Origin of the sequence: Cypionkella sp. (assembly GCF_030652235.1) — a bacterium.
Classification (GTDB): domain Bacteria; phylum Pseudomonadota; class Alphaproteobacteria; order Rhodobacterales; family Rhodobacteraceae; genus Cypionkella.
In genome coordinates, this window is record NZ_JAUSBA010000026.1 from 17,725 (window position 1) to 38,045 (window position 20,321).

24 protein-coding genes are annotated in these 20,321 nt (G+C 59.9%); 17 read left to right on the forward strand and 7 right to left on the reverse strand.

All coding sequences use genetic code 11. From position 1 onward, the window contains the following. Window positions 1-143: 143 nt before the first annotated feature. Window positions 144-1,106 (reverse strand): malate dehydrogenase, encoded by a 963-nt coding sequence (mdh, locus tag Q7V03_RS07865; RefSeq protein ID WP_304925049.1) that lies wholly within the window; start codon window positions 1,104-1,106, stop codon window positions 144-146. A 224-nt stretch (window positions 1,107-1,330) separates the two neighbouring features. On the opposite strand from mdh, the gene Q7V03_RS07870 reads away from it, so the two are divergent. The 13 genes from Q7V03_RS07870 (at window position 1,331) to Q7V03_RS07930 (ending at window position 10,464) form a co-directional block, all read left to right on the forward strand. Continuing rightward, window positions 1,331-2,083, forward strand: coding sequence for a sulfite exporter TauE/SafE family protein (locus tag Q7V03_RS07870; protein WP_304925155.1), 753 nt, complete (start codon window positions 1,331-1,333; stop codon window positions 2,081-2,083). 236 nt (window positions 2,084-2,319) lie between these two features. Further along, window positions 2,320-3,168 carry a CoA ester lyase gene (locus tag Q7V03_RS07875; protein WP_304925050.1) on the forward strand — a complete coding sequence of 283 codons (849 nt, stop codon included), beginning with the start codon at window positions 2,320-2,322 and terminating at the stop codon, window positions 3,166-3,168. A 10-nt stretch (window positions 3,169-3,178) separates the two neighbouring features. Next, window positions 3,179-3,736 carry an NnrU family protein gene (locus Q7V03_RS07880; RefSeq protein ID WP_304925051.1) on the forward strand — a complete coding sequence of 186 codons (558 nt, stop codon included), beginning with the start codon at window positions 3,179-3,181 and terminating at the stop codon, window positions 3,734-3,736. Continuing rightward, window positions 3,736-3,939 (forward strand): DUF1737 domain-containing protein, encoded by a 204-nt coding sequence (locus Q7V03_RS07885; RefSeq protein WP_304925052.1) that lies wholly within the window; start codon window positions 3,736-3,738, stop codon window positions 3,937-3,939. The genes Q7V03_RS07880 and Q7V03_RS07885 overlap by 1 nt, the downstream gene beginning before the upstream one ends. Window positions 3,940-3,979: 40 nt before the next feature. After that, window positions 3,980-5,008 carry a MaoC family dehydratase gene (locus tag Q7V03_RS07890; protein ID WP_304925053.1) on the forward strand — a complete coding sequence of 343 codons (1,029 nt, stop codon included), beginning with the start codon at window positions 3,980-3,982 and terminating at the stop codon, window positions 5,006-5,008. 66 nt (window positions 5,009-5,074) lie between these two features. Beyond that, a complete protein-coding gene (locus Q7V03_RS07895; RefSeq protein ID WP_304925054.1) occupies window positions 5,075-5,836 on the forward strand; it encodes a DUF4344 domain-containing metallopeptidase in 762 nt (253 codons plus the stop codon). 205 nt (window positions 5,837-6,041) lie between these two features. Continuing rightward, entirely contained in the window at window positions 6,042-6,434 is a 393-nt protein-coding gene (sdhC, locus tag Q7V03_RS07900) for a succinate dehydrogenase, cytochrome b556 subunit (protein WP_304925055.1), read from the forward strand. Between the two features lie 10 nt (window positions 6,435-6,444). Next, complete coding sequence (gene sdhD, locus Q7V03_RS07905) at window positions 6,445-6,816, forward strand: succinate dehydrogenase, hydrophobic membrane anchor protein (RefSeq protein WP_304925056.1); 372 nt, start codon at window positions 6,445-6,447, stop codon at window positions 6,814-6,816. A 9-nt stretch (window positions 6,817-6,825) separates the two neighbouring features. Beyond that, window positions 6,826-8,628, forward strand: a complete 1,803-nt coding sequence (sdhA, locus tag Q7V03_RS07910) for a succinate dehydrogenase flavoprotein subunit (protein WP_304925057.1) — start codon at window positions 6,826-6,828, stop codon at window positions 8,626-8,628. Continuing rightward, a complete protein-coding gene (locus Q7V03_RS07915; protein ID WP_304925058.1) occupies window positions 8,628-9,047 on the forward strand; it encodes a hypothetical protein in 420 nt (139 codons plus the stop codon). Before sdhA ends, Q7V03_RS07915 begins: the two co-directional genes overlap by 1 nt. After that, window positions 9,028-9,360: a hypothetical protein gene (locus Q7V03_RS07920; RefSeq protein ID WP_304925059.1), complete on the forward strand. Its 333-nt coding sequence runs from the start codon at window positions 9,028-9,030 to the stop codon at window positions 9,358-9,360. The genes Q7V03_RS07915 and Q7V03_RS07920 overlap by 20 nt, the downstream gene beginning before the upstream one ends. A gap of 3 nt (window positions 9,361-9,363) precedes the next feature. Beyond that, the gene (locus Q7V03_RS07925) at window positions 9,364-9,660 is read left to right on the forward strand and encodes a hypothetical protein (protein WP_304925060.1); all 297 of its coding nucleotides are present in this window, start codon (window positions 9,364-9,366) and stop codon (window positions 9,658-9,660) included. Between the two features lie 27 nt (window positions 9,661-9,687). Beyond that, the gene (locus Q7V03_RS07930; protein ID WP_304925061.1) at window positions 9,688-10,464 is read left to right on the forward strand and encodes a succinate dehydrogenase iron-sulfur subunit; all 777 of its coding nucleotides are present in this window, start codon (window positions 9,688-9,690) and stop codon (window positions 10,462-10,464) included. Between the two features lie 72 nt (window positions 10,465-10,536). Here Q7V03_RS07930 and Q7V03_RS07935 read toward each other — a convergent pair whose 3' ends face one another. Further along, complete coding sequence (locus Q7V03_RS07935; protein WP_304925156.1) at window positions 10,537-11,001, reverse strand: autoinducer binding domain-containing protein; 465 nt, start codon at window positions 10,999-11,001, stop codon at window positions 10,537-10,539. Between the two features lie 216 nt (window positions 11,002-11,217). On the opposite strand from Q7V03_RS07935, the gene Q7V03_RS07940 reads away from it, so the two are divergent. The 3 genes from Q7V03_RS07940 to Q7V03_RS07950 all read left to right on the forward strand — a co-directional run bounded on the left by Q7V03_RS07940 (window position 11,218) and on the right by Q7V03_RS07950 (window position 13,678). Continuing rightward, window positions 11,218-11,730, forward strand: a complete 513-nt coding sequence (locus Q7V03_RS07940) for a LuxR family transcriptional regulator (protein WP_304925062.1) — start codon at window positions 11,218-11,220, stop codon at window positions 11,728-11,730. Between the two features lie 129 nt (window positions 11,731-11,859). Then, window positions 11,860-12,534, forward strand: a complete 675-nt coding sequence (locus tag Q7V03_RS07945; RefSeq protein ID WP_304925063.1) for an acyl-homoserine-lactone synthase — start codon at window positions 11,860-11,862, stop codon at window positions 12,532-12,534. 274 nt (window positions 12,535-12,808) lie between these two features. After that, the gene (locus tag Q7V03_RS07950) at window positions 12,809-13,678 is read left to right on the forward strand and encodes a DUF1989 domain-containing protein (protein ID WP_304925064.1); all 870 of its coding nucleotides are present in this window, start codon (window positions 12,809-12,811) and stop codon (window positions 13,676-13,678) included. Window positions 13,679-13,747: 69 nt separating this feature from the next. On the opposite strand, the gene Q7V03_RS07955 is transcribed toward Q7V03_RS07950, so the two are convergent. Then, window positions 13,748-14,722, reverse strand: coding sequence for an aldo/keto reductase (locus tag Q7V03_RS07955; protein ID WP_304925065.1), 975 nt, complete (start codon window positions 14,720-14,722; stop codon window positions 13,748-13,750). Between the two features lie 50 nt (window positions 14,723-14,772). Beyond that, window positions 14,773-16,092, reverse strand: a complete 1,320-nt coding sequence (glyA, locus tag Q7V03_RS07960; RefSeq protein WP_304925066.1) for a serine hydroxymethyltransferase — start codon at window positions 16,090-16,092, stop codon at window positions 14,773-14,775. Window positions 16,093-16,213: 121 nt separating this feature from the next. Here glyA and Q7V03_RS07965 point away from each other — a divergent pair, with 121 nt between their 5' ends. Next, window positions 16,214-17,092, forward strand: a complete 879-nt coding sequence (locus Q7V03_RS07965) for a LysR family transcriptional regulator (protein ID WP_304925067.1) — start codon at window positions 16,214-16,216, stop codon at window positions 17,090-17,092. Here Q7V03_RS07965 and deoD read toward each other — a convergent pair. The 3 genes from deoD to Q7V03_RS07980 all read right to left on the reverse strand — a co-directional run bounded on the left by deoD (window position 17,089) and on the right by Q7V03_RS07980 (window position 20,276). After that, complete coding sequence (gene deoD / locus Q7V03_RS07970; protein ID WP_304925068.1) at window positions 17,089-17,793, reverse strand: purine-nucleoside phosphorylase; 705 nt, start codon at window positions 17,791-17,793, stop codon at window positions 17,089-17,091. The genes Q7V03_RS07965 and deoD overlap by 4 nt on opposite strands. Window positions 17,794-17,861: 68 nt before the next feature. Next, the gene (locus Q7V03_RS07975) at window positions 17,862-18,212 is read right to left on the reverse strand and encodes a DUF6455 family protein (protein WP_304925069.1); all 351 of its coding nucleotides are present in this window, start codon (window positions 18,210-18,212) and stop codon (window positions 17,862-17,864) included. Window positions 18,213-18,302: 90 nt separating this feature from the next. Continuing rightward, window positions 18,303-20,276, reverse strand: coding sequence for a protein meaA (locus Q7V03_RS07980; protein ID WP_304925070.1), 1,974 nt, complete (start codon window positions 20,274-20,276; stop codon window positions 18,303-18,305). Window positions 20,277-20,321 lie beyond the last annotated feature (45 nt).

Below are 20,321 nucleotides of genomic sequence, written 5' to 3' on the forward strand. Positions count from 1 at the left end.
GCCTATGTGATCATCCGGGATAAAACAACGAGCCAGTTTCGATTTGAACCCAAATGGCAAAACGCAAAATGCGCACCCTTTTCGGGCGCGCATTTATAGGCGGTGCGTGAAATCACGCACCCTACCCGATTGCCGATTGTGGCTTACGCCAGCGACGGATCAATCGCCTTGCATGCCGCCACAAGGCCCTTCACGGCGTCAACGGATTTGTCGAACATCGCTTGCTCGTCGGCGGTCATTTTGATGTCGACGATACGCTCGATGCCGCCCGCGCCGATCACGGTGGGGACGCCGACATACATGCCTTTCAGGCCAAGTGCGCCGTCAACATAGGCCGCGCAGGGCAGCAAGCGCTTTTGGTCTTTCAGGAAAGCTTCGGCCATCTCAATGGCCGAGGTCGCCGGAGCGTAAAAGGCAGAGCCGGTTTTCAGCAGGCCGACAATCTCTGCGCCGCCATCGCGGGTGCGCTGGATGATGCCGTCGAGTTTCTCTTGTGTGGTCCAGCCCATTGCGACCAGATCCGGCAACGGGATGCCGCCCACCGTGGAATAGCGCGCCAGAGGCACCATGGTGTCGCCGTGGCCGCCCAGAACGAAGGCTGTGACATCGCGCATCGAGACGCCGAATTCGACCGACAGGAAGTGGCGGAAGCGGGCAGAATCCAGCACGCCCGCCATGCCGACGACCATGTGGTGCGGCAGGCCAGAGAATTCGCGCAACGCCCAGACCATCGCATCCAGCGGGTTAGTGATGCAGATTACGAACGCGTTCGGCGCATGGGCTTTCAGGCCTTCGCCCACCGCTTTCATCACTTTCAGGTTGATGCCGAGCAGGTCATCGCGGCTCATCCCCGGTTTGCGGGGCACGCCTGCGGTGACGATACAGACATCTGCGCCCGCGATTTCGGCGTAGGAATTGGCACCTTTCAGCGACGCATCAAAGCCCGCCGAGGGGCCAGATTGCGCGATGTCGAGCGCTTTGCCCTGCGGGGTGCCCTCGGCAATATCAAACAGAATGATGTCGCCAAGTTCTTTGATGGCGGCGAGATGGGCGAGCGTGCCACCGATCTGACCTGCGCCGATCAGCGCGATTTTTGGGCGTGCCATTTGAGTCTCCGAAGGGTTTGTATACTGTGGTATGCTAAACCCGTTTGGCCTTTGAACGCAAGCTGCTGCACTGCAGCAGGGTAAGCCGCTGGCCTGCTTGGACTGTTTGCGCTAAACGGGCGCTGGCAGCTTTAGGCTTCGGCGATAAGCTTGCGATTCAGGGGCCGCCGGGATCGGCAACGCGGTGATCATGGGTGATTCCGCTGGCAGGGGAAAGAGCCATGATGGGTGGATTTGCGTTTTGGGCGCTTGCGAGCTTAGCCTCGGTGCTGGTCGGCATGGGCAAGGGCGGTTTGCCGGTGGTGGGGATGCTGTCGGTGCCGGTGCTGGCGCTTGTGCCGGGAATTTCTCCGGTGACTGCGGCGGGGTTGCTTTTGCCACTGTATGTGGTGTCGGATATGTTCGGGCTTTACGCCTATCGCCATGCGTTTGATCGCAGGGTGCTGGCGCTTATGATTCCGGCTGGCACCTTAGGGGTGGCGATTGGCTATTTCACCGCAACTGTGGTGTCGGAAGCTTGGGTCACGGTGCTGATCGGGGTGATCGGTGTGGTGTTCGCGCTGAACCTGCTGATCCGGCGGCAGGTGATCGTGGCACCTGCGCGGGCCAAGGTGGCATCGGGGGTGTTTTGGGGGACGGTGACCGGGTTTACCAGTTTTGTCAGCCATTCCGGCGGGCCGCCCTATCAGGTCTACACCATGCCGTTGGGCCTAAGCAAAGCGGTGTTTGCCGGCACCTCGACGATCGCCTTTGCCTATATCAATGCGATCAAGCTGATCCCGTATTACATGCTGGGGCAGATCAATCTCGCCAGTCTAGAGAAGGTCTTGGTGTTGATGCCGATTGCAGCGATATCCGTTTTTGCCGGGGTGCGGCTGGTGAAATGGCTGCCCGAGCGATTGTTTTTTCAGCTGGTGACTTGGGCGCTGCTGTTGGTGTCGATCAAACTGATGTGGGATGGGTATAAGGCCATCTGAACCGGGGCGGCTTGGGCTGCGTGCACCGCAAGGATCAGGCCTGCGAAGCCGAGCGACAGGGCGAATAAGGTCTTTTCCATTGCGGTCTCCGGGTTGGGGTTTGCGCTTAGGCTGCGCGGAAGATGCGAGGAAAGTGTTAAGGCCGCGTGCGGGTTTTTCTGCGCTGCGGCATTTCTGGACTTGCTGAAAGTGGCGAAATGAGGCCTTTTGGCGCAATATTGTTGCTGGAGAGAATCATGACCGCTCGCCCCTTCCGATCTGTGCTGTATATTCCGGGCTCGAAAGCGCGGGCGCTGGAGAAGGCGCGCAGCCTTGCGGCGGATGCGATCATCTTCGATCTGGAGGATGCGGTGGCGCCCGAGGAGAAGGCGCTCGCGCGGGAGGTGCTGGCGCAGGCTTTGGCTGAGGGCGGCTATGGCAACCGGGCGCGCATTGTGCGGATCAACGGGTTGGATACCCCATGGGGGGGCGAAGACTTGGCGGCGTTTGGCGCGCATCCTGGGGTGGAGGCGGTGCTGATCCCCAAGGTGAACCGGGCGTCTGATCTGGACGCGGTGGCGGCCGTGACGGCCAAGCCCTTGTGGGCGATGATGGAAACGGCGCTGGGCATGTTGAACGCCGCCGAGATTGCGGCGCATCCGAAGCTGGCGGGCATGGTGATGGGCACCAATGATCTGGCCAAGGAATTGGGCGCTCGCGATCGGGCGGACCGGTTGCCACTGCAGGCGGGGTTGGGCTTGTGTCTGCTGGCGGCACGGGCTTATGGCCGGGTGATCGTCGATGGCGTCTATAACGCGTTCAAGGATGATGCGGGGCTGCTGGCGCAATCTGTACAGGGCCGCGACATGGGATTTGACGGCAAAACCCTGATCCATCCGGCGCAGTTGCAGATTGCCAATGCGGCCTTTGCGCCATCGGCGGCGGAATTGGACCTCGCGCATCGTCAGATCGCGGCGTTCAATGCAGCGGTGGCGGCGGGGCAGGGTGTGGCGGTTGTGGATGGAAAGATCGTCGAAAACCTGCATATCGTCACCGCACAGGCGGTTCTAGGGAAGGCCCAGATGATAGCCGCGCTGTCTGCATGAGGTTTTGGCGATGATCTGGCTGATTTTGGGACTGGCCCTTTGGGTGGGCGCGCATTTTTTCAAACGTGTGGCCCCGGACGTGCGGGCGGGCATGGGCGACCGGGGCAAGCTGGTGGTGACAGGGCTGTTGCTGCTGGCGGTGGTGCTGATGGTGGTGGGATATCGCGCGGCGGACTGGGTTTCGGTTTACACGCCGCTGCCGGGGATGGGGCATTTGAATAACACCTTGATGTTGGTGTCTTTGTTCCTGTTTGGGGTCGGCGGCACCAAGGGCACTTTATATCCCAAAATGCGGCACCCGATGCTGTGGGGGGCTGTGGTGTGGGCGGTGGCGCATTTGTTGGTGAATGGCGATCAGGCATCCATAGTGCTGTTTGGCGGTATCGGGATTTGGGCCTTGGCCGAGATGGTGCTGATCAATCGGTCTGCAGTTTGGGTGGCCCCTGTCAATGGCCGCGGCATCAAGGGTGATGCGATGAATTTGGTCGGCACTGTGGTGCTGATGGGGATTATCGCGTTGATCCACGCATGGCTGGGGCATCCGGTGTTTTTGGGAACGTATTCCTGATGCAGCTGTATCGGTTTTTGTCCGACGACGACACATCTGCGTTTTGCCACAAGGTGTCTTTGGCGCTGAGCAAAGGCTGGGTGCTGCATGGCACGCCGACTTACGGGTTTGACGCCAGCCGGGGCGTGATGCGCTGCGGGCAGGCGGTGTTGAAGGATGTGCCGGGGATTTACGACCCCGAGATGAAGCTGGGTGAGGCTTAAAGAAGCGGTGGGGTGAAACCCCACCCTACGGGGTGAAAACGTGATGAAAACCAATGCGGGGCGGTTCTTTGAGGATTACCGGGTGGGCGATGTCATCACCCATGCGGTGCCCCGGACAGTGAAAATGGGCGAGCGCGCGCTGTATCACGCGCTGTATCCGGCGCGGCATGCTCTGTATTCCTCGGATATTTTTGCCCAAGAGTGTGGCCTGCCGTTCAGCCCCTTGGATGATCTGATCAGTTTTCACGTGGTGTTCGGCAAGACCGTGCCGGATGTGTCTTTGAACGCGGTGGCGAATTTGGGTTATGCCGAGGGGCGCTGGCTGCGGCCGGTGTGGTCGGGCGATACGTTGCGCTCTGAAAGCACGGTGATCGGGGTTAAGCAAAATTCGAACGCGCAATCGGGCGTGGTCTATGTGCGCACGGTCGGGCTGAACCAGCATCACGAAGCGGTGCTGGAATATGTGCGCTGGGTGATGGTGAAGAAACGCGATTTTTCGGCGCTGGCTCCGCTGACGGTGGTTCCGGAACTGGCTAAGGTGGTGGAGCCTGCGGCGTTGGTGATCCCGCAGGGGCTTGATTTCTCGCGCTATAACTTTGCGCTGGCCGGCGAGCCGCATCGGATGCGCGATTATGCGGTGGGTGAGGTGATCGACCATGTCGATGGTGTGACCATCGAGGAAGCCGAGCATATGCTGGCGACAAGGCTGTGGCAGAACACGGCCAAGGTGCATTTTGATGCCACGCAGCGCCCGGATGGCAAGCGGCTGATTTACGGCGGGCATGTGATTTCCTTGGCGCGGGCGTTGTCGTTCAATGGGCTGGCCAATGCGCAAATGTTGGTGGCGCTGAACGCGGGTGCGCATGCCAATCCGTGCTTTGCCGGTGATACGGTGCGGGCGTGGTCGGAAGTGTTGGATATGGTTGAAACCGATGCAAAGGGTGTGGGCGCGATCCGGTTGCGGCTGGTGGCGACCAAGGGTGCTGCGGGGGCGCTTCGGGGATCGGATGGTAAATATCTGCCCGAGGTGCTGCTGGATCTGGATGTTTGGGCGTTGATGCCGGTTTAGTGTTTGTCTGCTGGCGGTTGCCTGAACGAGCAGGCCGTGACAGGGTGATCCAAAATCGGGGGTATCATGCGGCAATTTCTATGGGCGGCGGCTTTGTGCGCAGCGGCCACTGGTGCCACAGCACAAACGGTATTTCAGTTTCCCGAGGATGAAGAAGAATCCGCTTTCATCGCCAACGAGGTGATCGCGACCTTCTATCACGAACTGGGCCACGCGATGATCGACGTGCTGCAACTGCCGGTTTTGGGCAAGGAAGAAGACGCGGCGGACCATCTTTCGGTGATCTTGATGAACGACATCTGGGAGGAAGAAGCGGCGGCGAATATCCTTGCCAGCGATGCCACGGCCTATGCATTGCAGGCTGATCAGCGCGAAGCGGGCGGTGAGGCGCCGTCCTATTCCGATGAGCATAGCATGGATATGCAGCGCTATTACTCGGTGGTGTGCCTGTTCTATGGGGCAAATCCCGAGGCCCGGCAGGGCCTTGCGGATGAGCTTGGCTTGCCGCCAGAACGGGCCGAGCGCTGCCCCGAGGAATGGCAGGCGGCGGCTGGATCTTGGGATGCGGTGTTGGCGGATGCGACTCCGGGCGGGGATAATGTCGGGCTGGTGATGCAGCCGGGGCAGGAAGGCCAGCCGCTTGCCGATCTGATCGCCGAAGAGGTTACGAGCATCAACGCGCGCTTCGGTCTGCCGCTGCAGGTCAGCGTTGTGGTGGCCGATTGCGGCGAGGCGAACGCCTATTACAGCCCGAGTGAGCAGACCATCACGATTTGCAACGAATATGCCCAGAACCTGCAAGCGATGTGGGAAGCTTCGCCAGATTGATAAATTTTGTGATCACATGAATTTTTCATGTGATCACAAATCTGAAAAACTGCACCTGATAGCGAAACATTGTGCAGTTGCGGCGTAGGTTGGGGTGACATGCGTGATATAAGCGCTATTAATGAGCCAAGCTATGAAGCCGCCATTATAAATGTTTTGGGCGGCCCCATGCGGATCAAGAGAGATCAAGAGAAAGGCAACAGGTATGGCCGAGAACAAACGGGTCGTCGAACGCCCACTTTCGCCATTTATGATCGGCCCCTATTACCGGGTGCAACTGACCTCGGTGACGTCGATCCTGACGCGGATCACGGGCAACGGGCTGATCGTCGGCGTGATGCTTGCGGTGTGGTGGTTGTTTGCGGCGGCGGTATCGCTCGCATATTTCGCGGTGGCGAACCGCGTGGCGACAAGCTGGTTTGGCGATCTGGTGTTCACCTGCTCGGCTTGGGCGGTGTGGTATCACTATTTGTCTGGTCTGCGGCATCTGTATTTCGATGCAGGTCACGGGCTGGAGATTGCCACCGCTGAAAAGCTGGGCTGGGGCATCATCGCGGGGTCGTTCATTCTGACCGCGCTTACCATTCTGATCGTGTAAGGGGCTGAACATGCGTTATCTTACCGCGCGCAAACGGGCTGAGGGCAACGGTGCCTCGCATACCGGGACGGCGCATCATTGGTCGATGACCCTCTCTTCGGTCGCATTGGCTTTCCTTGTGCCAACTTGGGTCTACATCGTGGGTCATGCGCTGGGCCAAGATTACGAGGCGGTGCGGGCGACGTTTGCGCGCCCCTTCACTTCGATTCTGACGGCTTTGGTTTTGGTGATCGGGATGCGGCATTTCGCGATGGGGGCCACGATGATGATCGAAGATTACGCGCAGGGCACCGCGCGCAAGATCGCGATCATGTTTGTGATCTCGCTTTCCACCGTGATCGCGGCGACGGGGCTCTATGCCCTTGTGCGCATTGCACTTTAAGGGGCTGATATGACTGCTTATCCGTATGAAGTGCACGACTATGATGTGGTCGTGGTGGGGGCTGGCGGCGCGGGTCTTCGCGCGACTTTGGGCATGGCCGAACAGGGTTTGCGCACGGCTTGCGTGACGAAAGTATTCCCGACCCGCTCGCACACTGTCGCCGCACAGGGCGGCATTGCCGCGTCTTTGGGCAATATGGGGCCGGATAGCTGGCAGTGGCATATGTATGACACGGTCAAGGGCAGCGACTGGCTGGGCGACACCGATGCAATGGAATACCTCGCGCGTGAGGCCCCGAAAGCGGTCTATGAACTGGAGCACTACGGTGTTCCGTTTTCGCGCACCGAAGAGGGCAAGATTTATCAGCGGCCTTTCGGCGGTCATACCACCGAATACGGTGAAGGCCCGCCGGTGCAACGCACTTGTGCGGCGGCAGACCGGACGGGGCATGCGATTTTGCACACTTTGTATGGGCAATCGCTTAAGAATAATGCCGAGTTTTTTATCGAATATTTCGCGATTGATCTGATCATGACCGATGGCCGCTGCACCGGCGTGGTGGCGTGGAAGCTGGACGATGGCACGATCCATGTGTTCAACGCCAAGATGGTGGTGCTGGCGACGGGCGGTTACGGGCGGGCGTATTTCAGCGCAACTTCGGCGCATACCTGCACCGGCGACGGCGGCGGTATGGTGGCGCGCGCGGGGCTGCCGTTGCAGGATATGGAGTTCGTGCAGTTTCACCCGACTGGTATCTATGGCTCGGGCTGTCTGATCACCGAGGGCGCGCGTGGCGAGGGCGGCTATCTGACCAACTCGGAAGGTGAGCGGTTCATGGAGCGTTATGCGCCGCATTACAAAGACTTGGCTCCGCGGGATTATGTGTCGCGCTGCATGACGATTGAAATTCGCGAAGGCCGTGGGGTGGGGGCCAATAAGGACCATATCCATTTGCACCTGAACCATTTGCCACCGGAAACTTTGGCTTTGCGGCTGCCGGGGATCTCGGAATCGGCGCGGATTTTTGCGGGCGTCGATCTGCACAAAGAACCGATCCCGGTGCTGCCGACGGTGCATTATAATATGGGCGGGATTCCAACCAACTACTTCGGCGAAGTGCTGAACCCGACCCATGACAACCCCGACGCCACCGTGCCGGGGCTGATGGCGGTGGGCGAGGCGGGCTGTGCAAGCGTGCATGGCGCGAACCGTTTGGGCTCGAATTCGCTGATCGACCTGGTGGTGTTTGGCCGGGCGGCGGCGATCCGTGCGGGCGAGATTGTGAAGCCGAAAGAGCGGGCTGCAGAGGTGAACCGGGCGGAAGTCGACCGCGCTTTGGGGCGGTTTGATGCGACGCGGCACGCCAATGGTTCGCTGCCGACTGCGGATTTGCGGCTTGAGATGCAAAAGACCATGCAGGCCGATGCGGCGGTGTTCCGCACCGACAAGACCCTTGGCGAAGGGGTTGCCAAGATGACGGCGATTGCGGGCAAGATGGCTGATATCAAGGTGACGGATCGCTCCATGGTTTGGAACAGCGATCTGATGGAAACGCTGGAACTTCAGAACCTTATGCCGAATGCACTGGCGACGATTGTGGGCGCTCATGCCCGCACCGAAAGCCGCGGCGCGCATGCGCATGAAGATTACGCCACGCGCAATGACGCCGATTGGCGCAAGCACACGCTGGCTTGGGTTGACGGCAATTCCGTGCGGCTAGACTATCGCCCAGTGCATACGGCACCGCTGACATCAGAAGCCGATGGTGGGATTTCGTTGAAGAAGATTGCGCCTGCTGAAAGGAAGTTCTGATGCGGGCAGCGGCGCTTCTGGTGGTTTTGGCACTGGCGGCCTGCGTGCCGGTGGGATCAGTTGACCCGGTTGTGGCCAAAGATGTCGAGCAATGCAGCGCAGAGTCTGGCTTTACCGCGCGGGCGGCGGCGGCTCATGCCTCTGGTGTGCAGGGCGATATTCCCGGCACGCCTAAAGAAATGGCGGCGATCAACGCCTGCCTGAAGGCACGGGCACCAGAGATGCGGTCTGTTGGCGGTATTCCGCAGACGATGCAGACGCAGGTGCAAGGCGGAACTGTCACGAAAACATATACTTACGGAACGCCACCGCCTGCGACAGCAGCGGGCAAACCTGCGGCGTTGGCCATCCCAACGGGACCCCGCGCTTGCCGTAATACGTTTACCGGAGGAGATGGCTATGCCTGTTTGCCGATTTAGTGCACTGAGCGCGCTGATTGCCGTAAGCCTGCTTGCCGCCTGCGATCCGCAGGTTTTGGCCGACAAGGCGATGCGGCGGACGGCGGAAACTGTGGTGCGCCCAGTGTTGGCGCGCGAATTGCCGGGCACTGTCGCCGAGGCTGCGACGCAATGCGTGTTGGATGCGGCAGGGACGGACGAAATCCGGGCCTTAGCGCGGGATGTGGGCGTTGAGGCGGGCACGTTGACAGTGCAGAATATCCGCAATCTTGCCACCCGGCCCAGTGCCACGGCCTGTTTCGCACGCAATGGCGTGCCGCCGTTGAAGGGCTAAGTCATGCGCAAGAGCCTTGCCTTGCTTGCGCTGTTGCCGCTGATCGCCTGCGGGCCGATCCCGGTTGCGCAGGCCGAGCGCGAATGTTTCCAGCGTGCCCGTCTGGCAGAGCAGCCGCGCGGTGAGGTTGGGGTGGGGATCGGGTCGGACGGGCGTAAAACCACGTTCGGCGAGATCACCTTCAGCAGCGATTATCTTCAGGGCAAAGACCCTGATCAAGTTTACCAAAATTGCGTCTATCACCGCTCGGGTGAGATGCCGACGCGTCCCTACAGCAGCATTCCCGCCAGCCGATATTGACGCGGAAGATAAGAAAAGGTCTGTCAGATGGTTCAATTCACCCTGCCGAAAAACTCGAAAATCCGCACCGGCAAGACCTGGCCGAAGCCTGCGGGCGCGAATGTGCGCAAGTTCCAGATTTACCGCTGGACCCCGGATGACGGTGAAAACCCGCGGGTGGACAGCTATTTCGTCGATATGGACAGCTGCGGCCCGATGGTTCTGGACGCGCTGATCAAGATCAAGAATGAGATCGACCCGACGCTGACCTTCCGCCGTTCCTGCCGGGAAGGGATTTGCGGATCCTGTGCGATGAACATCGACGGCATCAACACCTTGGCCTGTATTTATGGACTGGATCAGGTGAAGGGCGATGTGAAGATTTATCCCTTGCCGCACATGCCGGTGATCAAGGATTTGATCCCCGATCTCACGCATTTCTACGCACAGCACGCCAGCATCATGCCGTGGTTGGAGACCAAGACCAACAAGCCCGCGAAAGAATGGCGCCAATCGATCGAGGATCGCTCCAAGCTCGACGGGGTTTATGAATGCGTGATGTGCGCCTGTTGCAGCACGTCTTGCCCAAGCTATTGGTGGAATGGCGATAAATATCTGGGGCCTGCCGCCTTGCTGCATGCTTACCGTTGGATCATCGACAGCCGCGATGAGGCGACCGGAGAGCGGCTCGATGATCTGGAAGACCCGTTCAAGCTCTATCGCTGCCACACCATCATGAACTGCACCAAGACCTGCCCGAAGGGGCTGAACCCGGCCAAGGCGATTGCCGAGATCAAGAAGATGATGGTTGAGCGGGTGGTGTAAACCACTGGCAAAACGCAACCACGCAAGACGCGCCCCAATCGGCGCGTCTTTGAAATTCTGCGGATGACAGCACTAAAGCGCCAGCAACGCCGCTTGGGTCTCGGGCGAGACGCTTTCAAACCCTTCGGTCAGATCATGCACCTCATTCACGATCTGGGAAATCTCGGCGCGCTCTGCCACGGTGAAATCCGGCCCGGTTTTGGTAATGCCTGCGATGGTGCGCGAGGTTTGCGGCCCCACCGCGTAGGTCCAGCCGTTGTGCAGCCCATGCGCCAACGCGTCACTTATGACGCCTTGTGGGTCTTGATCGGCGAGGTCGGCCCAGTTGACTGCACCTGTATGGGTCAGCCCCCAATGCACGACGGGGTCGCTAAGCATGAAGCCGCGCTCGCTGTAGTGATCAATCCACACCTGATCATAGGTTCTGTACAAGATCGTCGGGCGCGTGTAGCGGATGTGGGCTGCCAGAGCAAAACCGCTGTCGCAGAGCGCCCTCAACCGGGCTAACCGTTCTGAAACGGAGTCTGCCTTAGTCATATCCTTCACGATCACTCACCCTTTGGATGCTAGAGGTTGCGAATTGCACTTTATCCGCGCAATATCTGCTTGGCGAGATTATGACGTGGTAGAGACGTCGGCAACTGTTTTGAGCATATGACACTTCTGCAGGCAATGAAAAATCAGATCGAACATATAGCCCCGGCGGGTTCCTATGTCGCTTTGCGGGTTGGATTCTCATTTCCTGAGGAAGAGATGAACAATCTGCCTGGCATCTGGGTGGAGTTTTACACAACCCATGGCTTAGTTGTGCAGGATCCGGCGATGCGCTGGGTGTATGGCAATGTCGGTGGTATTCGGTTCTCGGAAATGATCGCGACCGATCCGCATCAGGTGCGTGCCCATGCTGCAGTTTTCGGCTTGGGCCATGGCGCTGCGGTGTCGGTGATGACGCCACGGGACAAGGGCCGGCGCAGCTACGGGCTGTTTTTCCGCGATGACCGCGACTTTGAAGATGCCGAGATGGAGGATCTGCTGCGAATCATGCAGCATCTGCACGCGGGCCCGGAGGATGAGAAAAGCCTCACAAATGCCGAGATTGAGGCGTTGAAACTGCAATCTGAAGGCTTGCGGCTGAAACAAATTGCAGCGCAGCTTGGAATTTCGGAAAGTGCTGTGAAAGCCCGGCTGAACAACGTTAAGCGAAAATTGGGCGCGCGAACACAATCCCAAGCGGCTTCGATCGCCGCCGCGCGGCGGATTCTTTAAGCGCCGCTGATAATCCAGCAAATTTTAACTATTCCGACAGTCGCGTAAAATCTGTGGACTGTAGGTAAATACAACTTCCGGGGTATTGTCGCTTTATCAGAAACGATTCAGCATGTTTAGGAGTATCCTATGGACAATATCCGGTTCGATTTTTCCGATTTCCATCGTTACGGTTCGGCATTTTACGACTTTTTGGCGTTGCGCAAACAGGTGTTTGTCGATCAGCTTGGCTGGGATGTGCCACATAATGCCAAGGTCGAAATGGACCAGTATGACACACCGATGGCGCATTACTCGCTGGTTTTAAGACACGGCCAGGTTGTAGGTGGCGCGCGCGCCATGGCCACGACCGCAACTTGGGGGGCGCATACCTATATGCTGCGCGATGCCTATTCCGGCAAGCTGCCGCATATCCCGTCGCATGTGATGTCGGTGGAAATTGCGACGCCGCATGTCTGGGAATGTACGCGGTTGGTGATCTCGGATGCGCTTACCACGGCGGCAGAGCGCAGCGAATGTTTGACCCTGATTGTGGATGGTTTGGTCGAAATCACCCGCGCTGAGGGCGGTGAGGAGTTGATTTGTTTGTCGTCACTGACCCTGATGCGGGCTTTGCGCCAGATTGGCTACGAGGTGTCGCGGCTGGGGGACACTTACCGCAATGATGAGGACGGGCGGCAATATGCAGTGCTAAGGATGCCGGCCGAATTCTCGCGGGCGCGGCAGTTGCGGGTGGCTCCGATCCCGTTCCCGAGCCATCGGTTGCGCGCAGAGCCGAGCTTCTTGCAGGGGGCGACAGCTTAGGCCATGCTGGGAATGATGAAAAGGAACCCCTATGCCGTTGTTATTGCTGGTTTTGCTGGTGTCAGTGTTTGTCTATGCGTGGGCAGCACGCCGCAACTCCACCCTGACGCGCGACTGCCGCTGGCGTTTGGATCGCCGGGCAGGCCCCAGCAGCTATCACTGCGCCGCCTGTGGCGCGGTCTGTGATCCAGGGGCGGGCCGCGGGCCAAGGCAATGTTTGCGGGTGGCGTGAGCCCGGGAGATTTGGTGTGCTGACACAATTTGGGAGAAAGCGATGAAACCAGACCAGCCAGACCATGTTGGCCCCGCCGATGCACAGGCACGCAAAGCGGTGAAGCCGGTGATCTGCTACCCGGTCTCGGGCCTACCGCGGCCAGATCTGACGCCCTATCTTGCCGCAAGGGCTGGGTGGAGCAGGGTGGCCGAAGTGCTGGTGCCCGCACGCGAGGCGCGGTGTTTTGACGTGCCCGCCGGGCATTTCTTTCGCATCACCAGCGTGGAAGGCCCGCAGGTCGGCGATCTCAATCTGTGGAACGCAGCTGATCTGACAGAGCGGTTTTTCTCGGGCAAAACCCGAGCCTTGCATGGCACGCATCTGTCGGCGGGTGATCGGATGTGGTCGGCGCTGCCTTATTTGCGCGAGATGGCTTTGATCACCGAAGATACGCTTGATTGGTATGGCTTTGACGGCTTTGGCGGCAGCGTACATGATGTGATCGGCACCCGCTGCGACCCCTACACCAGCAATCTTTTGTCCGGCGGGCAGTATCATCATTGCTGCCATTCCAACCTGACGCGGGCACTGGCCGCGCGCACGGGTTTGCCGCTGTGGCAGGCCGAGGCGCATGTGCATGACGTGCTGAACGTGTTCATGTGTACCGGCTTCACCCGCGACACTGGGCAGTATTTCATGAAGGCCAGCCCCGTGCGGCCGGGGGATTTCATCGAGTTCTTTGCCGCGATGGATTTGATTGGTGGCTTGTCGGCTTGCCCCGGCGGCGATTGCTCTTCGGAACATTCCTCGGATCAGGCGGCGTGTTTTCCGTTGCTGGTTGAGGTGTTTAAGCCTTTGGCCTTGCCCGAAGGCTGGCATCCGGCACTGGCGAACGGCTATGACCGCAGCCACGGCATAGGTGTGGTGTAAGTCGGGGGGCTTGCGCCCCCCAAACCCCCTGACGCTATTTCCGCGCAAAGGATGATGCTTGGAGCAAGCCTAGCAATACCGCTCCACTGCCAGCAGTTGCTGATCGCCGTAGCGGTCGCCCGCAGCAAAGCCGGGGGGCAGGATGCGGTCGATTTCGGCGTGATCTTCGGCGGTGAAGGTGATCTCGGTGGCTTGTGCCCATTGGCCAAGGTTTTCCGCCTTGCGGGTGCCGGGGATCGGGATCAGATGCTCGCCTTTCGCTAAAATCCAAGCCAGAGCCGTGGCGGCGGTGGTCCAGCCGCGCGTGGCACAGAAGGTGCGGAAGATATTGATCGCATTGGTATTTTCACTGAAGTTCGGTTCGGTGAAGCGGGGGTTCTGGCCCCGAAACCCGTCGGTGGGTTTGGCGAGCGCGATGTCGCCCAACATGCCGCGTGCCAGCGGCGAGAACGGGATAAATGCCACGCCAAGCGCTTTGCAGGCTTGGATCATGCCCAGTTCGGGCTGGCGGCTCCACAGTGAATATTCGTTTTGCACCGCCCTGCAGGGATGGATTTTGTGGGCGGCGCGCAAGGTGTCGGGGGCGATTTCGGACATGCCGTAGCCACCAATCTTGCCCTCTTCGATCAGGCGTGACAGTGTGCCTACCACCTCGGCCAAGGGGCGGGCGTGTTCGCGGCGGTGGATGTAGAACAATTCGACGTGGTCGCGGTTCAGCCGCTTCAGCGAGGCTTCCAACTCGGCGCGCAGATGGCGTTCCGAATTGTCGATGCGGCGCGGCGGGCCTGCGACAAAGCTGGCTTTGGTCGCGATGGTGACATTCGGGCGGCGCGTGGTCAGCCATTTGCCGATGATGGTTTCCGAAACTCCCATGCCGTAGATATTGGCGGTATCAATAAAATCAATACCTTGGTCTAGCATCGCATCAAGGCAATGCAGACTTTCGGCCTCATGGGTATCGCCGAAAATGCCACCGAAGGACATCGCGCCTAAGCCTATGGCAGATACATTTGGGCCGTTTTGGCCAAGTTTGCGGGTCTTCATGGGCGTCTCCTGCTGAAGGGGTCGCAATAGACGCCCACGAATCGGTTAGGTCAAGGGTGCAAGTAGTGCAGGCCTTGGAAACCTTGCCGCAGTGCAGCAGTGCGCGGGCCGAGCGTTTCGGGTGCGTTCGAGCGCAGGGCTTCGGCGATCAGGGCAGCAAGCGCCGGGGCGTCATTCGGGGTGACGCCGCGCCGCACCATCTCTGGCGTGCCGATGCGCAAGCCATTGAGGTCATTCGGAACCTCGGCGATCGGCAGGCCGATACCGCAGGCGAGGAAACCGGCTTTGCGCAGGGTCTTCGAGGCGGTCTGGCCACCGCCAAAGCCCGCAGCTTCAATGGCAAATTGGTGGCTTTGGGTGCCGCCCTTACCTGCGGCAAAGATCGGCAGGCCGAGGGCGCTGAGTTCTTGCGCCAAAGCCTGCGCCAGATCAACCATTGCTTGCGCATAGGCCGCGCCAAAGTCGCGCCAATCCAGCAGCGACAGCGCCAAAGCGGCAGATTTGGCGGCATCAAAGTTCGCGGTCATGCCGGGGTAGGCGATATGGTCCAGCCGTTCGGCAATCGTGGCATCATTGGTCACAATCAGGCCGCCCGCCGGGCCCCCAAGCGATTTATAGGTGCTCATCGTCATCAGATGCGCACCTTGGCTCAACGGATTGGCCCAAAGCCCGCCCGCGATGATGCCGCATTGGTGAGCGGCGTCAAACAGCACTTTGGCTTCGACCTCATCGGCAATCGCACGAATTTCAACGACCGGATGCGGGAACAGATTGAGGCTGCCACCGACGGTGATCAGCTTGGGTTTGACGCGATGGGCGAGGCTGCGAAGGTCTTCAAGATCAATGGTATAGCCGTCGGCATTGACTGGGGCGGGATAGGTGATCAGGCCGTAAAGACCCGCGCATCCAGCGGCGTGATGGGTAACATGGCCGCCGATGGTTGCGGGGGGTGCTATGATCACATCGCCAGGTTTGGTCAGCGCCATGAAGCCATACAAGTTGGCCAAAGCGCCCGAGCCGACACGAATTTCGGCATATTTGGCTTGGAAAATCTCGGCGGCAAGTTCGGCGGCGATGACCTCGATTTCCTCAATCGCCTCTAACCCCATTTCGTATTTATCGCCCGGATAGCCCAAGGACGGGCGGCTGCCGAGACCCCGCGACAGGGTGGCTTCGGCGCGGGGATTCATGATGTTGGTGGCGGGATTGAGGTTGAAGCAATCGCGGTCGTGGATTTGGGCATTGGCTTGGATCAGCGCTTCGATGCGGTTTGCAACCTGCGCTGACGGCGCGCCGGCATCAGAGGCAAGGCGTTGGATCAGGCTTTCACAGGCGGCGGGAACCCAATGGCGGCGGGTAAGATGGGGCATGGCGATCTCCTTTTATCAGAGCAAACCAGAGCGGGGGCTTGCGGGCAAATCAGAATTGCGGAAAACTAGGGTTAGAAAAACTATGGTATAAAAAAACTAAGCGCAGAAAAATTGAGGTAACATGGCTGTTGCTCCGCCGCGCCCAAAAGATCTGGCCCTGTCTGCGTTGCGCGCCTTTGAGGCGGCGGCGCGGCTAGGTAGTTTTGCGTTGGCCGCTGCCGAATTGGGGGTGACGGCGGGGGCAGTGACAGCGCATGTGAAGGCACTGGAGGCGGCGTTGGGATCGCCGTTGTTTCAACGTGCTGGGCGCGGCGTGGTGTTGACAGCGGCAGGGGCGCGGGCGTTGCCCGAGTTCACATTGGCCTTTGATGCGCTGGGGGCGGCAGTGCAGGTTCTGCGCGCCGAAGCAGCGCCCCGCGTGGTGCATATCGCGACTTTGCCGTCGATTGCGCAGCTTTGGCTGTCACCGCGTTTACCTGCTTTGCGCGCGGCGGCCCCCGAGATTGAAATCTCGATCACCGCGATGGAGGTCCCGCCGAACCTGAAGCGTTTGCCCTATGATCTGAGCCTGTTTTACGGTGAGGGTGATCAGATTATCGCGCCGGATGTTATTTTTCCTGTGTGTTCCCCGTCACTTGCGGAAAAGTTGCAGCGGCCCGAGGATTTGGCAGCAGTGACCTGCCTGACCGACGCCAGTTGGGCGCAGGATTGGCAAATCTGGGCAGATGCCGCAATGTCGGGGGTAAGTTTCACCCCACGTGGGCCGATGTTTTCGCTCTATGCGCTGGCGGTGGAGGAGGCTGCGGGCGGCGCGGGCGTGCTGATGGCGCATCAGGCTTTGGTCGCCTCGCATCTGGCGGCAGGGGCCTTGGTGGCACCGTTTGCGCAAAAGGTGACGTTGCCGGGCGGTTTGCGGTTGTGGTCGGCCCGGCCGATGCGGCCGGGCTGTGCCGTGCAGCGCGCGGCGCGGTTTTTGCAACTGGCAGGGGCGCGGGTCTAGGCGAAAGCGGCTTCCAGAGCCACTTCGACCATGGCACCGAAACTGGTTTCGCGCTGGTCAGCGGGCAGGGCTTCATGGGTCAGGATATGGTCGGAAATCGTCAGCACGGCGAGGGCACGGCGGTTGTAGCGGGCGGCGAGCATGTAAAGCTCGGCGGCCTCCATCTCGACGCAAAGCGTGCCGTGGCGCTGCAACTGATCCGACAAATCCTGCCGTTCATCATAGAAGGTGTCGGAGGAAAAAATTCCGCCGACATGCACTGGGACGCCAATTTTCAGCGCGGCTTTATGGGCGGCGGACAGCAGGGCAAAATCGGCGCAGGGGGCGAAATTCAACTCGCGGAACAGGCTTTGCGACGGGCTGCCGCAGGTGCTGGCGGTCTGCGCCAGAACCACGTCGCGGAGCTTGACATGCGTCTGCAACGCGCCTGCAGAGCCGATGCGGATCAGGGTTTGCGCGCCATAATCTTTCATCAATTCATTGGCATAGATCGACAGCGACGGCATCCCCATCCCCGAGCCGTGGATGGTGACCCGGTGGCCGTGCCATGTGCCGGTATAGCCCAGCATACCGCGCACCTCGTTCACCAAAACCGGGTTTTCAAGGTATTTCTGTGCCGCCCAACGGGCGCGGTAGGGGTCGCCCGGCAAAAGCACGGTTTCGGCAATCTCGCCTGGCTTGGCACCGATATGAAAGGTCATCGCATTCTCCGTTTTTGGCGAAGCTATGACGTTTTGCGGGGCAGGGGAAGCCTTGGGCCAGGGTAGACTTAGATCAATCCGGCCGTGAAGCTGGATTTGTTGAGGCAAAATTCGGCATCCGCGGGTTGCGCCAGCGCACCACGCTCCAGCACTTTGCCGCAATTCTTGCGGTCTTTGCACTGGCCGCAGGTGTGCAGCAATTCGTGGTAGCGGTCGTGATCAGCGCGGACCTGCGCTTCGGTCAGCCCAAAAATCTGCGCCATCGCCACAACGCGGTCGGGCACATCCTGCGGCATCCGTACGAAAGCCTCGATCTGATCGCGGGTCATGCCCAGATCGTCCAAATCGCGTTGGTCAAGCTGTGCGATCTGTTTCAGATCTTGCCAGCGGTGCTTCAGTGCCTTGATCCGGTCAAACATGGGCATCTCCTGTGTTGTTCAAGAGATGCCATGGATGGGCTGGGGCGGATTTGATCTAGCGCAAGTCCTTCGCGGATTGACGACATTTCGTCATTCAGCCGCCAGTGTGGTTTTGTCGACCAGACCGACGATATCAAGCATGATGCGGTTTAACTCGAAGTCTTTCGGGGTGTAGACGGCGGCAACGCCCATGGTACGGAGGGCTTTTGCGTCGTCCTCGGGGATGATGCCGCCGACGATCAGCGGAATGCCCGACAGGCCCGCTTCGCGCATTTTCGCAAGGGTGTCGCGGATCAGGGGAATGTGACTGCCCGAGAGGATCGACAGGCCGATGACATGGGCGTTTTGTTCGACAGCGGCGGCAACGATTTCGGCGGGAGTCAGGCGTATGCCTTCGTAATGGATGTCCATGCCGCAATCGCGGGCGCGGGCGGCGATTTGCTCGGCGCCGTTGGAATGGCCGTCAAGCCCCGGTTTTCCCATGAGAAATTTCAAGGGCCGCCCGAGTTTGGCCGCGAGGATTTGCACCGCTTCGCGGATCGGCTCCAACCCTTCGGTGCGGTTAGAGGGGTTGCGGGACACCCCGGTCGGCGCGCGGTATTCGCCGAAAGCCGCCCGCACCATCAGGCCCCATTCGCCGGTGGTGGCCCCGGCCTTTGCGGCGGCGATGGAGGCGGGCATGATGTTGATGCCGGAGGCTGCGGCGGCGCGCAAGGCGGTGAGGGCGGTTTGCACGGCGGCCTCATCGCGGGTTTCGCGCCATGCGGTCAGGCGTTCAATCTGATCAGCTTCGGCTTTCGGGTCCGACAGCATGATCGCGCCATCGCCAGCGGTCAGCGGGCTGGGGGTGGTCTCGACCCAACGGTTGACGCCGACCACTGTGGTTTCTTTGCTTTCAATTTTAGCGATGCGCTCGGCGTTCGCCTCGACCAAGCGGCCCTTCATATAGTCGATCGCAGCGACAGCGCCGCCCATCGCGTCGATCTGTGCCAGTTCCGCCCGCGCGCCGTCTTTCAGCGCCGTGACCTTGCGGTCAATCGCCGGGTTGCCGTCGAACAGATCGTCGTATTCCAGCAAGTCGGTTTCATAGGCGAGGATTTGCTGCATCCGCAAAGACCATTGCTGATCCCAAGGCCGCGGCAAGCCCAAAGCCTCGTTCCAGGCGGGCAGTTGCACGGCGCGGGCGCGGGCGTTTTTCGACAGGGTCACGGCCAGCATTTCGATCAGGATGCGGTAGACGTTGTTTTCCGGCTGCTGCTCGGTCAGGCCCAAAGAATTGACCTGAACGCCATAGCGGAAGCGGCGATATTTGGCCTCGGTGATGCCGTAGCGGGTCAGGCAAATCTCATCCCAGAGGTCCACGAAGGCGCGCATCTTGCACAGCTCGGTCACAAAGCGGATGCCAGCGTTGACAAAAAACGATATTCTGCCGACCATATTGGGGAAATCAGCCGATGATACTTTACCTTTCAGATCATCCAGCACGGCACAGGCGGTGGCCAGCGCAAAAGCCAGTTCCTGTTCCGGCGTCGCCCCCGCTTCCTGCAAATGATAGGAACAGACGTTCATCGGATTCCACTTTGGCAGGTGCTTTTGGGTGTAGGCCGCGACATCGGTGATCATCCGCAGGCTGGGTTTCGGCGGCGCAATATAAGTGCCGCGCGACAGATATTCCTTGATGATGTCGTTCTGCACGGTGCCTTGCAGGGCGGTCACATCGGCGCCCTGTTCTTCGGCGACGGCGATGTAAAGCGCCAGCAGCCACGGCGCAGTCGCGTTGATCGTCATCGACGTATTCATCTGCTCCAAGGGGATATCCTTGAACAAGGCCCGCATGTCGCCCAGATGGTTGACCGGCACACCGACTTTGCCGACCTCACCCCGCGCCAATTCATGATCAGAATCGTAGCCGGTTTGGGTGGGCAGATCGAAGGCCACCGACAGCCCGGTCTGGCCTTTCGCGAGATTGCTGCGATAGAGCGCGTTTGAGGCCGCGGCGGTGGAATGCCCGGCATAGGTGCGGAACAACCACGGGGTTTCTTTGCTGGATGCTGGCGTCGCCATCTCGGCCTCCTGAAGCGTATCGGCAATATTCTTGCGTCAGTGCAG

Bases quoted from the DNA above. Each gene is read 5' to 3' on its own strand.
- Q7V03_RS07930 (WP_304925061.1), top strand. From the start codon at position 9,688: ATGGTTCAATTCACCCTGCCGAAAAACTCGAAAATCCGCACCGGCAAG.
- Q7V03_RS07945 (WP_304925063.1), top strand. From the start codon at position 11,860: ATGGACAATATCCGGTTCGATTTTTCCGATTTCCATCGTTACGGTTCG.
- Q7V03_RS07915 (WP_304925058.1), top strand. From the start codon at position 8,628: ATGCGGGCAGCGGCGCTTCTGGTGGTTTTGGCACTGGCGGCCTGCGTG.
- sdhA (WP_304925057.1), top strand. From the start codon at position 6,826: ATGACTGCTTATCCGTATGAAGTGCACGACTATGATGTGGTCGTGGTG.
- sdhC (WP_304925055.1), top strand. From the start codon at position 6,042: ATGGCCGAGAACAAACGGGTCGTCGAACGCCCACTTTCGCCATTTATG.
- Q7V03_RS07940 (WP_304925062.1), top strand. From the start codon at position 11,218: ATGAACAATCTGCCTGGCATCTGGGTGGAGTTTTACACAACCCATGGC.
- deoD (WP_304925068.1), bottom strand. From the start codon at position 17,793: ATGACCTTTCATATCGGTGCCAAGCCAGGCGAGATTGCCGAAACCGTG.
- Q7V03_RS07980 (WP_304925070.1), bottom strand. From the start codon at position 20,276: ATGGCGACGCCAGCATCCAGCAAAGAAACCCCGTGGTTGTTCCGCACC.
- Q7V03_RS07925 (WP_304925060.1), top strand. From the start codon at position 9,364: ATGCGCAAGAGCCTTGCCTTGCTTGCGCTGTTGCCGCTGATCGCCTGC.
- Q7V03_RS07935 (WP_304925156.1), bottom strand. From the start codon at position 11,001: ATGACTAAGGCAGACTCCGTTTCAGAACGGTTAGCCCGGTTGAGGGCG.
- Q7V03_RS07950 (WP_304925064.1), top strand. From the start codon at position 12,809: ATGAAACCAGACCAGCCAGACCATGTTGGCCCCGCCGATGCACAGGCA.
- Q7V03_RS07895 (WP_304925054.1), top strand. From the start codon at position 5,075: ATGCGGCAATTTCTATGGGCGGCGGCTTTGTGCGCAGCGGCCACTGGT.
- Q7V03_RS07920 (WP_304925059.1), top strand. From the start codon at position 9,028: ATGCCTGTTTGCCGATTTAGTGCACTGAGCGCGCTGATTGCCGTAAGC.
- Q7V03_RS07885 (WP_304925052.1), top strand. From the start codon at position 3,736: ATGCAGCTGTATCGGTTTTTGTCCGACGACGACACATCTGCGTTTTGC.
- Q7V03_RS07880 (WP_304925051.1), top strand. From the start codon at position 3,179: ATGATCTGGCTGATTTTGGGACTGGCCCTTTGGGTGGGCGCGCATTTT.
- Q7V03_RS07965 (WP_304925067.1), top strand. From the start codon at position 16,214: ATGGCTGTTGCTCCGCCGCGCCCAAAAGATCTGGCCCTGTCTGCGTTG.
- mdh (WP_304925049.1), bottom strand. From the start codon at position 1,106: ATGGCACGCCCAAAAATCGCGCTGATCGGCGCAGGTCAGATCGGTGGC.
- Q7V03_RS07955 (WP_304925065.1), bottom strand. From the start codon at position 14,722: ATGAAGACCCGCAAACTTGGCCAAAACGGCCCAAATGTATCTGCCATA.
- Q7V03_RS07870 (WP_304925155.1), top strand. From the start codon at position 1,331: ATGGGTGGATTTGCGTTTTGGGCGCTTGCGAGCTTAGCCTCGGTGCTG.
- Q7V03_RS07975 (WP_304925069.1), bottom strand. From the start codon at position 18,212: ATGTTTGACCGGATCAAGGCACTGAAGCACCGCTGGCAAGATCTGAAA.
- glyA (WP_304925066.1), bottom strand. From the start codon at position 16,092: ATGCCCCATCTTACCCGCCGCCATTGGGTTCCCGCCGCCTGTGAAAGC.
- Q7V03_RS07875 (WP_304925050.1), top strand. From the start codon at position 2,320: ATGACCGCTCGCCCCTTCCGATCTGTGCTGTATATTCCGGGCTCGAAA.
- sdhD (WP_304925056.1), top strand. From the start codon at position 6,445: ATGCGTTATCTTACCGCGCGCAAACGGGCTGAGGGCAACGGTGCCTCG.